Source organism: Rhodococcus sp. IEGM 1306 (assembly GCF_036541985.1).
In the GTDB taxonomy this organism is placed as follows: Bacteria; Actinomycetota; Actinomycetes; order Mycobacteriales; family Mycobacteriaceae; genus Rhodococcus_F; species Rhodococcus_F qingshengii.
In genome coordinates this window covers 621303-634671 of record NZ_JAZHFF010000001.1, presented here as the reverse complement: position 1 = coordinate 634671, position 13369 = coordinate 621303, and the positions used below count along the sequence as shown (strand labels likewise).

At 59.4% G+C, this 13369-nt stretch carries 11 protein-coding genes and 4 tRNA genes; 5 read left to right on the top strand and 10 right to left on the bottom strand.

What is annotated here, in order from left to right; all coding sequences use genetic code 11:
- Positions 1 to 28: 28 nt before the first annotated feature.
- The 4 genes from V3587_RS03215 to V3587_RS03200 form a co-directional block, all read right to left on the bottom strand.
- Positions 29 to 105 (bottom strand) — tRNA-Phe (locus V3587_RS03215).
- A 70-nt stretch (positions 106 to 175) separates the two neighbouring features.
- Positions 176 to 249: transfer RNA gene (locus tag V3587_RS03210), tRNA-Asp, on the bottom strand.
- A 135-nt stretch (positions 250 to 384) separates the two neighbouring features.
- Positions 385 to 457 (bottom strand) — tRNA-Glu (locus V3587_RS03205).
- Positions 458 to 569: 112 nt separating this feature from the next.
- Entirely contained in the window at positions 570 to 1223 is a 654-nt protein-coding gene (locus V3587_RS03200; protein ID WP_003940323.1) for a TetR/AcrR family transcriptional regulator, read from the bottom strand.
- 405 nt (positions 1224 to 1628) lie between these two features.
- On the opposite strand from V3587_RS03200, the gene V3587_RS03195 reads away from it, so the two are divergent.
- The 5 genes from V3587_RS03195 (at position 1629) to V3587_RS03175 (ending at position 5473) form a co-directional block, all read left to right on the top strand.
- Positions 1629 to 2120: a MarR family winged helix-turn-helix transcriptional regulator gene (locus V3587_RS03195; protein ID WP_073512768.1), complete on the top strand. Its 492-nt coding sequence runs from the start codon at positions 1629 to 1631 to the stop codon at positions 2118 to 2120.
- Complete coding sequence (locus V3587_RS03190; RefSeq protein WP_283376115.1) at positions 2117 to 3508, top strand: MFS transporter; 1392 nt, start codon at positions 2117 to 2119, stop codon at positions 3506 to 3508. The genes V3587_RS03195 and V3587_RS03190 overlap by 4 nt, the downstream gene beginning before the upstream one ends.
- 12 nt (positions 3509 to 3520) lie before the next feature.
- Positions 3521 to 3593: transfer RNA gene (locus V3587_RS03185), tRNA-Lys, on the top strand.
- 141 nt (positions 3594 to 3734) lie between these two features.
- Positions 3735 to 4499, top strand: a complete 765-nt coding sequence (locus tag V3587_RS03180) for a nucleotide-binding protein (protein WP_283376114.1) — start codon at positions 3735 to 3737, stop codon at positions 4497 to 4499.
- Between the two features lie 71 nt (positions 4500 to 4570).
- A complete protein-coding gene (locus tag V3587_RS03175; protein WP_283376113.1) occupies positions 4571 to 5473 on the top strand; it encodes a hypothetical protein in 903 nt (300 codons plus the stop codon).
- Here the strand turns inward: V3587_RS03175 and V3587_RS03170 are convergent.
- From V3587_RS03170 to V3587_RS03145, 6 genes are all read right to left on the bottom strand, one after another.
- A complete protein-coding gene (locus tag V3587_RS03170) occupies positions 5470 to 7017 on the bottom strand; it encodes a tyrosine-type recombinase/integrase (protein WP_283376112.1) in 1548 nt (515 codons plus the stop codon). The genes V3587_RS03175 and V3587_RS03170 overlap by 4 nt on opposite strands.
- 97 nt (positions 7018 to 7114) lie before the next feature.
- Positions 7115 to 7783 carry a recombinase family protein gene (locus V3587_RS03165; RefSeq protein WP_283376111.1) on the bottom strand — a complete coding sequence of 223 codons (669 nt, stop codon included), beginning with the start codon at positions 7781 to 7783 and terminating at the stop codon, positions 7115 to 7117.
- Positions 7784 to 8246: 463 nt separating this feature from the next.
- Positions 8247 to 8462, bottom strand: a complete 216-nt coding sequence (locus tag V3587_RS03160; protein WP_209920620.1) for a hypothetical protein — start codon at positions 8460 to 8462, stop codon at positions 8247 to 8249.
- 390 nt (positions 8463 to 8852) lie between these two features.
- Positions 8853 to 10412, bottom strand: coding sequence for a hypothetical protein (locus tag V3587_RS03155; RefSeq protein ID WP_283376110.1), 1560 nt, complete (start codon positions 10410 to 10412; stop codon positions 8853 to 8855).
- A gap of 101 nt (positions 10413 to 10513) precedes the next feature.
- Positions 10514 to 11638 carry a hypothetical protein gene (locus V3587_RS03150; RefSeq protein WP_283376109.1) on the bottom strand — a complete coding sequence of 375 codons (1125 nt, stop codon included), beginning with the start codon at positions 11636 to 11638 and terminating at the stop codon, positions 10514 to 10516.
- 983 nt (positions 11639 to 12621) lie between these two features.
- Positions 12622 to 12870, bottom strand: a complete 249-nt coding sequence (locus V3587_RS03145) for a hypothetical protein (protein ID WP_283376108.1) — start codon at positions 12868 to 12870, stop codon at positions 12622 to 12624.
- Positions 12871 to 13369 lie beyond the last annotated feature (499 nt).

Below are 13369 nucleotides of genomic sequence, written 5' to 3'. Positions count from 1 at the left end.
TGAGATTGGAGCTTGTCGATAAGAATTATGGTGGCCAGGGCCGGGATCGAACCGGCGACCTTCCGCTTTTCAGGCGGACGCTCGTACCAACTGAGCTACCTGGCCGGACGGCACCCGAACCGAATGCCTATCGCATTGCTTTGTTCTCAACCGATTGATTGAGAACAAAGCTTTGCGACCCTGACGGGACTCGAACCCGCGACCTCCGCCGTGACAGGGCGGCGCGCTAACCAACTGCGCCACAGGGCCTTGCTTTTTCCTTGCTGTGAAACCGTACTACATCTTCGAGCCGCTCCCAAACCACTGTCCTGGCCTGGCATTTGTGCATCTCAAAGCGTGTCGTGCGGGTCAAACCATACTGCATCGTTTCGCTTTCGCAAAACGTACCCCCTACGGGATTCGAACCCGCGCTACCGCCTTGAAAGGGCGGCGTCCTAGGCCGCTAGACGAAGGGGGCCCGCCGGATCTCTCCGAACTAGTACCCCAACGGCGTTCCGTTGGGAGCTTGGATAGCTTATGGCACGGCATTCGGAAATCACAAATCGCCTGTTCACGGGCAGAAAAGTGCACTATTCAGTGTCAGGGAACTCGACTTGGGGCCACCCGTCACGATGGAACGTCTCCAACCACTGCGGTGTAGCCATGGCTTCGAGGACTACTTCGAGAGACTCCTCGAACCACTCGCCCAGATCTCCACTGGAGGCAATCAGGTCTGCCATGTACCGCTGACCGGCAAGGCTCGCTGCCAGTACACGCGTGAATTTGTCCGGGTCGGCGTCTTCTCGGAGCAAACCGTCGTCCTTGGCACGCAATGCCAACTCATAGGCGGTCTTTCCCCAGACCTGCCCACCACCGGACTGCACATCCTTGTAGAACTCGGGCTCGATGATCAGCCGGAATTCCGCCTGCACGATTACCTCGGCACGGAAGACCTCGGCAATGTCGAGCACGAGACCGTGCAAAGCGACGAATGGATCGAGGTCTGTTCTCTTGGCCCAACGATCAGTAATTCCAGTGAAGGTTTCGATAGCCGAGGTCAGAACCGCTCGCGCCAACTCTTCCTTGGACTGGAAATGGAAATACATGGCGCCTTTGGTGGCGCGGGAGCCCTCGAGGATCGTGTTCACCGACGCAGCTGCATAGCCGCGCTTGGCGAATTCGACTGCAGCCGCTTCGACCAGGGCGGCGCGGGTGCGCCGCGCACGCTCTTGTTGACGTGCCATTTACGGTGTTGTGCCTCTCGCAGAGTTGGTACGCAGAGCCGCCGTGATCGGCGCCTGTCATCCCCCGAAACTTCACAATATCCCCTCCAACACACCCTACGTAAGGACTAGAGCCATACCCGCCAAAAGTACTAGACGCAATCGGCTGTTCAGGGGACAAGAACCGACTTTATGCCCAAAAGACACCAAGTGGTATGGTTTTGGCCGCTCGGGTGCGCCGCAGGGGGTGCGCATCCGAGCTTTTTCGTGCCCCAGATTCTGACAATTCGACCTCGCAGACGGAACTGCTTCGCCGACCGATGGACGGCAGTCCCAAGGTTTTAAACAACTAGTGCAATTGTTTATTCCCCCTTTTCCGTCGAAACCGTACTGGCAGCAGCGAAACAACACAGTTAGACTGTCTAAATGAACGATGGAGAGGGTCACAGCAAGGTTCGAGACGAGATCGACGTACTTTGGGACGATCTGGGTGCCTTCGTCCGACGTCTACGCACCAAACGCAACGACCACAAGCTCACACCGAGCCAGATCCAGGCCCTCGGCCACCTCGACCGACAAGGTCCGTCGACCGCCAAAGAGTTGGCAAAATTCGAGCGCGTCACACCGCAATCAATCGCAAAGACCGTGGCCGCGCTCGAAGAACAGGGCATGGTGACGCGAAGGGCGGATCCATCGGACGGCCGCGCGGTCTTGGTCACGATGACCGAACTCGGCACATCGACCCTTCACGAAGACCGAACGAAACGAACAGAGTGGCTGGCCGAGGTCATCGACGCCGAGTGCACCGAAGCCGAGCGTGACTTGCTTCTGATCGCCGGCCGAATCCTGCGCAGACTAGGCCAGGGCGAGTCCCCAGCATCGACATCGATATCAGAGGAGTCACTGATGAACTCGTGACCACCGTCGTCGAAACGCCGACCCCCCAAACTCCCGTTCCACTGAAACTGAGTCTTGCTCTCGGCTCCGGAACCGTTCTTCAAGCGCTGAACTCGTCGATGATTGCCGTGGCAATCGTCCCGATCGCCACATACTTCGGTTCCAGTTCAGGCACAGCGTGGGTCATCTCGGCCCTCTACATCGCGACTGCGGTCACGGCGCCGGCGGCTGGTCGACTCGGATCGATCCTCGGCGCCAAACGCGTCTACCTCGCCGGATTGGGCCTGATCGCTGCCGGATCGATCCTCGGCTCGCTCGCCCCGTCGCTGGGCTGGCTGATCGCCGCACGAATCCTGCTCGGAATCGGCACGGCGACACAGTATCCGAACGCGATGACCGTCATCCGCGAATACGCTGACCGCCACCGGACTCAAACCCGTTCAGCTATAGCAACACTCACCATTTGCGCTCAATCGGTCGTCGCGCTGGGGCCCACTCTCGGCGGGTTGTTGGTCGGCACACTCGGTTGGCAATCGATCATGTGGGTGAACCTCCCACTTGTCGTCGTCACTGCCGTATGGGTCTTCTTCGCCGCCCCGAGCGACTCCGCCCTGCCCGACCGGGCCGGCGCCGCTGCGTTGTTCAAGTCTCTCGACCCACTCGGTATCACCCTGTTTCTGGCTCTGACGACATCGACGATGCTTTTTCTCCTCTCTCTCGCCGAGCACGCGAAGTGGTACCTCGTGCCATCGACGGCCCTCTTCGCGTTCCTGTTCGTCTGGTGGGAACGTCGAACGGCCTCGGCGTTCATCGACGTCCGTGCCGTCGCTCGAAACCGCGCACTGAGCATGACTCTCGGCCGGACGCTTCTGACGTACACGGCGTTCTACTGCATCTTCTTCGGGCTCCCCCAGTGGCTACAGGTAGCCCGCGGAATGTCACCGATCAGCGCCGGACTCTTCATGCTGCCTGTCGCTGCGGTCGAGATCTTCGCGACCATGTCCGCGTCCAGGGTGTACGGGAAATTCGGCGCACGGATCACCCTGCTGATCGGCACCGCGGCCTTGGCCGTCGGCGGCGTTCTGATCGCCTTTGTCGAATCGAGCTCGACTCCCCTAGTGGCACTCCTGCTGATTGCGGCGATCCTGGGCATTCCCAACGGCTTCAACAACATGGGAAACCAGAACCTGATCAACTCGGTGACCACCTCCGCCGACGTCGGAACTGCGATCGGTCTGTACCGAACAATCCAGTACATCGGCGCCAACCTTGCGGCCGTCGTCATCGAGCTGACCATGCGCGGAACCATCGACGACGCGGGTCTGCATCGCACGGGCGGGACCATCGCCGTCATCGGAATCGCCCTTCTGGTGGGGGTGGTGTTTTCACGGACTCTGCGGTCCCGTTAGACTCTGCGCCGCGCCCCTATAGCTCAGTTGGTAGAGCTACGGACTTTTAATCCGCAGGTCGTAGGTTCGAGTCCTACTGGGGGCACCGATAAAGTCCCAGGTCGAGAAGGTCACCACCGCTCACCTGGGGCTTTTCTTCGTTTCGCAGGTCGCGGAAGAGCGTGAAATTAGCGTGACGCGCGGACCGCTGATCCGACTTGTCGGTTTCATACGGCATGATGTAGCGGTGAACAGGGACCAAAAGATCGCAGCCATCCAACGGCAGCTCGATGCAGTCGAGGATGGCGAGGTCAAGGATGTCAACACCTGGAAGCATACAAATGAGGTCGTGCTGAGAAATAGCCTCGGGGATACCAACCCGACCTACTTAAAGCTCATAAAGGTGCATTTCACGCCCCAAGTCGCATGGGCCGGGATGGAGCAGTCGGTCTACCATCGAGCGCGCCGAACCGGCATTGCAAGCTCGGTGGCGCTGATGAAGGCTGCAATTGGCGAGATCGAACTACTTGAGCCACTCGGAGGCGAAATGACAGCACCTGGCGGAACCCGAGTTTTCATCGTTCACGGTCGCGATGAGGTTCGCAAACTGGAAATCGCCACCTTGGTACGTGACCTGACAGGCACCAAGGCCGCAATTTTGAGCGAGTACCCCAATGGCGGGCGCACTCTGATTGAGAAGTTCGAGCATGCCGCGGCGGAGGCTGCCTATGCGATCGTCATTGCAAGTGCAGATGATGAGGGAAGACTTCGCGGCACCGATGAACTCCAGCCGCGCGCGCGTCAGAACGTAGTTTTCGAGCTCGGCTACTTCATCGGCAAGCTAGGGCGTTCGCGCGTAGCACTGCTATTCGAAGAAGGCGTCGAAACTCCTTCAGATGCCCAGGGCATCGTCTACATCCTCCTCGACCAGAATGATGGCTGGAAGCTACCTCTCGCCAAGGAACTTAACAATGCTGGAGTTGTAGTCGACTTCAATGCACTCGCCAACTAACTCCGAATCGGCCACCTCTCAAAGAATCAGGGGGGGCAGTCCTTTCGCGACAATTGGCCTAAAGTTCTCTCATGAGACGAACTTTGCTGGCGGTTTGCGTCGCCCTTATCTTTCCACTGGCTTCCTGCGGGGGCGAGGAATCAACAAATTCCCTCCCTGACGACCCCAAGGCTGCGGAATGGTGCGAATCTTTCAAGAGGATGGAAAACTCGACGCACTCGGTCGAATCAGGACAGGCGGCCGATGACGCCCGAGACACGTCCCTATCGCAGGCACAACGCACCGAAGCGGCTGCAAGGTACAAAGAACTACTAGCAATGCCCGTGAACGAGTCCACGGATGCGGAGTGTGCAGGCCCAGTGTGGGATCGTTTCTACGAAGAGACCAAAGCTGACGTTTCCTCAACCGCGGCGGCGCCCAAAACTACCCTCGCACCCACCACCACAGCCAGCACCGAACAAGCGCTGTACAACAAGTACGCAGCCGCACTGACCGCTGCGGGGATCACGTTTAGGCCAGGTTCGGGCCTTGGCTCTGGAGCTTTCAGCAGCGACCAAAGCATTTGCAAATCCATGAGAGACGGAACTCTCGATGCATACGGCCTTGCCGGACGGGAGCAGGTTGCTGCACAGACGGATAATGGACGTCGGATCGTCACGATGGTCCCAATCCTTTGCCCAGACCAGCAGCCACTGATTGACGAAGCGCTCTCCGGTAATGCCGTCATGAAGCGGTTCATTGACGGTAAATACATAGTAGGTACTGGATACAATCCGTCAGGACCTCACCTCGTAGCACCCGGCACCTACAGCACCGGGCCTGTATCTGATTGCTACTGGGAACGCGCTGATGCACAAGGAAACATCATCGACAACAACATGGTTAGCATTTCGCAATCGATCACCGTCACTATCGAGGAATCCGATGGTGCCTTCACAAGCAGAAAATGCGGCCCTTGGAAGTTGGTTCGCTAGCCGACCGACCTCCGACCAAATAGCGGAACTACGTTAGACGGTTGCGGCTGAGCCTGGGTAGCTTCGGGTTCGGCCGCAACCCCACCGGGGCGCAGCAACGGGGCCTTCTTCCCACCCTCGTCTTCCGCGATGTAGTCCGCGTAGACGTTGAGGGTGGTCACGAACGACGCGTGTCCTAGCCACTTCGATACGGCCATGTAGTGCTCCCCGGCGCTCAAGCTCAGAACGGCGAAGGTGTGTCGGAGGTCGTGCCAGCGGCTATGGGGTAGCCCAAGCGCCTTCAACGCCGGGTCGAAATAGTGGTCCGCGACGTTGGCCGGATTGATCGGTGCGGTCCACTTGTACCCGTCGGGTGGAGCGACCCGCAGACATGTCGCGGTCGGGTCCGCGACGGAATTGCGGCGGTCGAGCTGGCCGTCTTTCCTCCGAACCTCCGCGCTGAACGTCGTCGCCCGCTCCGAGCCGATCGCTTCTCGCGTCAACCCGTCCGGCAACGCCTCCCCTTTCGCGTACCGACCAGGGAACAATGGGGCTTCCGGATCAAAGTTCGATGATTCGGGGTCGCCGTGCGGGTGAACGTCGAGCAGATATCGCCGAATGTCGTCGGTCAACCACCCATCCATCGGCACGGTTCGGCGCGACCGTTTCGATTTGGGCGTGCCCGTCTCCCAACCTCCGCGAATGGGGCGACGAGTCCGCACCACCCTCACCGCGCCTCCCCTCCCCTCCACCTCCGGGAGCAAAATGTCTCCGACGTTGAGGCCGGCCAATTCACCGGCGCGGACGCCGGTAAAAGTGCTGAATGTGACGGCCAACGCGTAGATCGGGTAGCCCTGGACTCGGGCAATATGGTCCGTGACGGAAGAGATCTGCTCGGACGTGAGCGGTTGAGGCGCGAACTCTGGCTTGTCCGATTCAGCGCTGGTCTTCCGTGGGAGGCGAACCGAGTGGCATGGGTTAGCGGGGATCGCCCCATCCACAACGGCAACGTCAAGAATCCGCCGTAGGACGTCGTACGCGTGCTTCACCGTCGAGCGCGCCAACGTCACCATCTCGGGCTGCTCGTCGGGGCGATACCTCCGCTTCAGTCGCGGACTGAGCAAGCTCGCGCGGAACCGACGAACGTCCGCCGCAGTGATCGAGGCGACGGCTTTCGGGCCGAATGGTTCCGCGAGGTATCGGTGGTACACGGCCTTGGTTTCTTTGAGCGTGCGCGGCTTAACCGTCCCGAGCATCCCATCGAAGAATGCCGAAGCGAAGTATCCGAGCGGCTGATCCCCTAGCTTCCGCAACTCCGAGGGCGTGTGCGGCGCTGCTCTGTGTCGGGCCGCATTGAGCTCGTCGCAACGCTCCTGCGCTAGTTCCTTGGACGGGAACGTCTCTCGGCGATGGACTTGCTTCTTTTGGCCGTCTGGTCGAGATGGGTCGAGCGGGATCGGTAGGCCCATCTCGTCGCGCACATTCTCCATCCACCGCACGCGATAGCTGGGCTGCGGCTTTCCGTCCTTCGTGCGCTTGGTTGCTGCTTTCTCCACGAATGCCATTGCGCCTACTTCTTTCCGTTGTTGCCGAAGATCAAGCCGAGTACGCCGGTACCGATGAAACTGAGGATGACGAGCACCCAGATCCAGAAGTCGCTCATCACGCCACTCCCTCTCGTGCGAGTACGCGCCGAATGGTCGAGTCCGACCACCCACGACCACCACCAGGCGGTTGAATGTTCGTGTCATCGAGCGCTTCCGCGATTGCCTTGGCACTCAGCCCTTCCTGCTTCCGCATCTCCACGATTCCCTCCACGACAACAGGGTCGATCCGCGATGGGCGACCGATGTGCTTGCCTTGAGCTTTGGCCCGCCGCATACCCTCTCGGGTGCGTTCGCTGATCTTGCGCTTTTCCTCTGCGGCCATTGCGATCCTGATATCCGCGAGGAGACGCTGGCTCGGGTCGCCGGAATCGGCCCTGTCGCAATCCAAGAGCCTCCACCCGTTCTTGTTGGCGCGCTTAAATATTGATGCCGCGTCGAGCTGGTCCCGCGTAGCGCGATCGAGAGCGCGCACCAAGAGAGCGTCAGCAAGGCCAGACTCAATAGCTGCGATTGCTGTCGCTCGTCCGTGCATCTTCTCCACGCTTCCGCCACTCACCACGTCGTAAGTGATCGTGAGGAGCTGCAAACCGTTCGCAGCGCAGTACTGCCCCATCACGTCCTGCTGAGCAGCGAGGCCATAACCCTTCTCTCCCTGCGCTTGTGTCGAGACTCGGGCGTATCCAACAACCCGCAAACCACTGAGAGACTGGATATTTGAAGTCATTGCAACTACCTTTCAGTTCGTTTGAACCGTTCGATGGGGACGACGAACGGGAGTCGAAAGCGTCTAAAGGGGTCGGTAACGACGCTTTCGACTCCCCGAAAGCTACGCCAGCCGCCACCGAATGGCGACAAGGGGTTTTGCGAATTGCATTGCCACACAGCACATTTTGTTTCTAAGGAGCTGAAGGTCCCGTACCCTCCGATCCCTAGCCGAGGGCGTTCGAGCTGGCGAGGCTGTGGATCAGGTGGGTGCAATTTGTGTCGTCGGCTATCGAGCGGGGCGAGGGTCGGACGATAGGCGCTCCGCGACGACGAAAGCGATGTGCCGGGTGGTCAGAATCTCTTGGGTTGGAAGACAAGCCCGATCGGGAAGTTCCGCGAGGAGAGAGCTGAGCGGAGAGACGAGGCAGAAAACCGCCTAGGCCGATGAGTATACAATCCCTACCTTCAAGGTAGGGAACCCTCTAGAATGCCTGAGGTCCAGGGTCCACCCCATCCCACGGCACTAACGCTCCGAAGTTCTCATCGGTCAGCTTGTTCTTCACAACCACCACCTCTGCAAGCGCATCGACTTCCGCCCACTTCGCCGCCTCAGCCTTCTCCCACTTCACCCGATCTCCAGCCAGCCTTTTGCGTTCCTTCTCCGCAGCACGCGTCGGGGTTTCGTAATACACGTTCACTCGCTCCAATGCTCAGTTTCGCCCGATTTCCCGAGCATTTCCGTTACCGACGACCGACCCGACTTCCCCGACTCTCGGACCTGCGAATACCCGTACGTACCCGAGCAAGCTTTTCCCAAAAACCCACCCTGACCACCTCTTACCCGATTACCCTCTCTTTTCTTCTTTAAAGTAGTAAGAAGAAGTAGTAATAAAGGATCTATATAGGGGCTCCTATAAAATCTCCTATAAGAGTTTTCCGGAGGGTCGGTAACCTCGGTACCGGGGTAACCGCTGGTCAGGGTGAGTTTTCGGACCTATTTCGCCTCGGTATTCGCGAGGGTAATCCGCTCGACGTTCCGACCACAGGGCGAAACCATTGCGCAGGTCGATCGGTTTCGCCCTGCGCGGTTAACAACCAAAGTTTTTTGCGGAGAGTCGATCTGCCCATTCGAGCGTGAGATAGATGCTCTTTCCCTGCGTGTTCGCGGCAGTATGCGTCTTCTTCAAATCCCTTTTGCGCTTGCGCGATTGGGGTTTTCCGAACGCATCCCGCATCCGTTTGGTGAATTGGGTTCGGTCTAGCCTGTTGTCGTGGGTGAGTCCCGATTCCCTTTGCTCCCTGTCGAAGTGGGTCCACGCGTCACCCGGAGTCACTGCCCACCCCTGCCTCGGAGTCTCCGTGACCTTCCTCAGCGCCGAAGATTGCCACGACTGGAAGAACGACAGGTCCGAGTGACCTTCTTCGGTGGCTGTGCGTATGTCGGGATGGAGATTACTGAGATCAATCCCGCTCTGTAGGTAGTCCAACCGACCCTCGACTAACAACCGCAGGAAGTGTTGGCGGTCGGCGGTCGTGATCGTGTGGTCGGACTGCTCCGAGTCGCGGAGCTGCTTGTCGAACGGCAAGACCACGAGACGACGTTTCAGAGCCTCGTCCGCATCGACAATTGTCGGCATCTCATTCGTCGCGATGATCGGCGTGAACCACGGCTGCACCTTGTGGACGACGCTTTGGTACATATCCCGCGCTGCAACCTCGTCTCCCGCGCCGGTGATCATTTTGACGTGATCGGCGTGCATCTTCGCGCGCGTCGACAACTCGGAGGAGAACGTCACGAACAAGTAAATCGCGCTGAGGATTTCGGGGGCAGGTCCGTCGGCCTTACTGCGGAACACCGACAGGTTGACTGTGCCGCCGAGGTCTCCAATTGCCTCGCGGAACAACCGCAACAACGTCGACTTGCCGCTGCCGGTGTCGCCCTTGCTGAAGAGGGCTAACCGCGCCGGGTTGCCGCGTTGGAGCGTGTAGCCGAGAAACCGGAACACCTCACGTCGATACCCCTCATCCGGCAAGAACTTCTCCAAATAGTCTTCCACCCAATCGCTTTGAGCGTTCGGGTCGAACTCGGCGGGTGTGTGGTAGAGCACCATATCCTCGCGAGTGGCCGGCCGGAGCGCGGAACCCCACCCATCACCCGCCATGAGACCAGCGAAGTCGAGCACCTTCCCCTTGCCAACCCCAAGCAGATTCGGGTTGCCGTCGAAGTCCGTGCGGGTGACTGCAGCGTTGGTGTGTGCGATCTTGAGGTACTTCTCCATCGCGGCCAGCTGTCCGGTCGCATTCGCCCGAACCTCCAGATTCTTCGCGCGGGCGTTTGCAGCCTTCGCGTCGTCCTCCTTGCCAGTGCTTCGCGCTAGATTTCGTTCTGCTTCAGCGGCTTTCCGCAACCGTCGCTCGACCGCCGGAGCGCAGAAATCGTTGTACAGAGATTGGTCTGCGATGCGCTGTGAGTATCGACCTTCACTAGAGTCCCACGCCACCCACGAGCTGGTTCCCCGTAGCCCGCGAAGGTTGTCGCCGTGGTAGTCGGTGAACATATTCGCATTGCCCAGATCGTTGGGGCTGTAGTTGTTCGGATCGACTATCTCGCGGTATCCATCGCGCACCGATTGAATCTGTTCTGCCACCGAATCTCTATTCGATGCCTGCAAGGTGAAGGTCCACCGCGTCAGGTCTCCACATCGTCGCGAAGTTGCACGGTAGGGGCGCGCTGGGGTGAGGGTGATGCTCATGCGGATTGTCCATTCTCGCTGATATGCCGAAAGTCGATGCGGCCCTGTGTGTCGCGCTGAGGTTCCGGGGCGTTTCCCCGAGGCCGCGCCTTACTCACAGACCCGCGTACGGCGCGGTGAAAGTCGTGCAATGCCGCACTCTCCGAACGCGCTTCGCCGGGGATTTCCCCGGTTCTCCGCATCTTCATCACTTCGAGGTATGCCTCGCGGATCACCAGGAGCGCCAACTTCAATCCGGCTCGCCCTTCGGTGGAAAGCAAGATGACGTGTTGGACCTTCCGCGTCATCAGCGAGTGGGCCGAAGACTCGTCATCCGACCCGTCCATAAACAGTCGCACGGTGCTCTCGTAGTCGAGGTGGCCCAGCATCGAGCGATAGCGCTCGAGCTTGACCATTTCCTCGAAGGTTGCGTCTGCGCCGGGCTGACTCGCGATCCACGCGTCGGCTTCGGCTGTGTTCGTCGGTATCCGCGCGGAGAAAGAGCTGACAGGGCCACCGAGGGCCTGAGCATCACGCCAATCCAACACTCGGACCAGGCGATCACGGCGAACCGCTCCCGAGCGGGGATAGACATGGGTTACCACCGGCACAGGATCGCTCTTCCAGTTCACCGAGCCAGGGCACCGAAGAATCCGACTCAGGTCATAGACATTGTCGATCCTCGCTCCAGGACGAACCTCGCGCGCAACCTGCTGCACCAGGCCACCCCAGCGCGCGTAGACCTCGCGCCACTCCTGGCGAGACCACCGCCTGCCATCCGACTGCTCTTCGCCGATCCGCGCGGAGGCGGCGCGAAGAGAGGACAGCCGCCAGTAGGGCTGGATGCCATGGCCGGACTCCACCACGGCGCTCGGCTTCACTCCGACGACCTGGGCGAGCCGGTCGACAACCTCGCGGCATTCATCGAGAGATTCCAGACCGCCACGCTTCACATCGAGGTCGGCGAACAAGGCTCGAACTTGCGTTACGTCAGCATCGGTACCACGTCCGCGAGTGACATTGCGGTTGATCGGGTTGATACCAAACCACACGTCGCAGTCGTGGGGCGCTTCCCAAAACTCCAACTCTCCGACCGAGACCAGTCTGGAGACGAACCGGCCGTCTGGAGCTTTGTGGTTCACGCTGACACGCTCATTGGCTCGGTGACCGAGAACAGTCAATACGTCGTGGATATCGGGTCGCACGGGAGGAGGGTTGAAGCTTGATACTCGCGGACCGGACCGCGATCGACTAGAATAGGACACAGGATTCCTCACTGAGGCAAAGTGATTGGGATTCATGAAGCAGGAATGATGCCCCGGCTACGGACCGGGGCATCATTCGTTTCAGCGGTGTTGGTCGGATGGAAAACCTGTGCGGAAGTCCCAGCCGTCATTGCAAATGAAGTCCAGACGCAAGTCTTCATCTAGGTTCCACCTACACCCACCGCATGTAGGCAGGACGTACGTTGTAGCTCCTGCTGAGTACAGAAGCCCCCAGTCCGGTGACCCAGAAGAGCACCAGTGACAAGTCGAGGCGTACCTCCACATTGCCGCGCGGGCAACCCGTTCAGTCGAATAGCCATGTGCTACAGGGAATACCACTACACTCGGAGACACATCCTCGCCTTGTGTGAAGGTCCAGGGCAGACTCGGAGCACGGACAGGCGCTTGCGGGTCGATCAGGAGGACACCACGCACTCCAACCGGGCCGGTGGTGGCTGTCGCCATACCGTCTCGGAATTCATCCACGCGCTCGGAATGCTCAGACCCCACTGCATCTAGTACATGCCCCTCATTGCATTCCGGCAGAGTACGACGATCTGGCAGGTTGCTATGTACGTAGTCGAAGCCGTTGTCGTCAAACCAATCCATCTCAGGGACAGTTGTTTTGACTTCTTTCGACCTGTCAATTGCCGCGCTAATCTCGGGGTGGAAGCGCGCCGACTGCGAGTATCCGCGATGACCTATTAGTTCGTGCGTCCCCCGCTTGCGGACTGCCTTGTAAACCGCTCGGTCAGGCGCAGCAGCAGCCTCGATCTGATCAACCAGCGGATCGGAGGCATGGATATCACCCCGCAACGCAGGAAACCGCGAAAGCAACTCTTCACGACTCATCTGGGCGCTCATGATGCACGCCCGGAATGGCGAACAATGAAATCCGCGTCAGCCGTCGATGCGATCCAAGTCCTGATATCGTTCTCGCTCAACCGAACTCGGTTGACAACCAAGTGGCGACGCAAAGACTTTGAGTAGATAGCTGTCTTTATTGCACGACTCGTGATGAAGTTCAACCCCATCCGGTGACAAAATGCGACAGCATCGTCAACCGACATGTTTGGAATAGAAGGATCTCGCTCGATGATCTTGCCCATTGTTTCTCTCCATGGTTGCGGCAGCCCAGGGTGAGTCCAAATACAGCGGAAAACGGCATTGGGACACGCCCCGGGAAAGGGATGGTTGGGCCACAGGCCCGAACTGTGTGGCTCAGCCACGTCGTGTCCACCGCCGGCCAGGTGCACTGATGCACGCTGGGACGCCTCCATCGAGACGCCCTCTGTCCCTCACACCCCTGGGGCCGTGCGGTGATGGAATCATCCATGTCTCCGCCAGCCGAGTCCAGATGGAGCAGTGGTAACTTCGGTTCTAGCACGGGATTCGATCGCTCGAACCCGATACGTCGAGCCTACTCGATCGGATTCGATCGCGCTAGTAGCTCCCTCGCCAAAGGTGTTGCGCGAGTGTCGATTTACCCTACCGTCAACAGGTCCAGGATAATCTCGGAAGCTCTTCAGATTGTACAGAATGTGAATCGCCCCGACCACCGGAGGTTCATTGCCGAAGGTCGGGGCGATCTGGTTCCTTCCGTGCCGT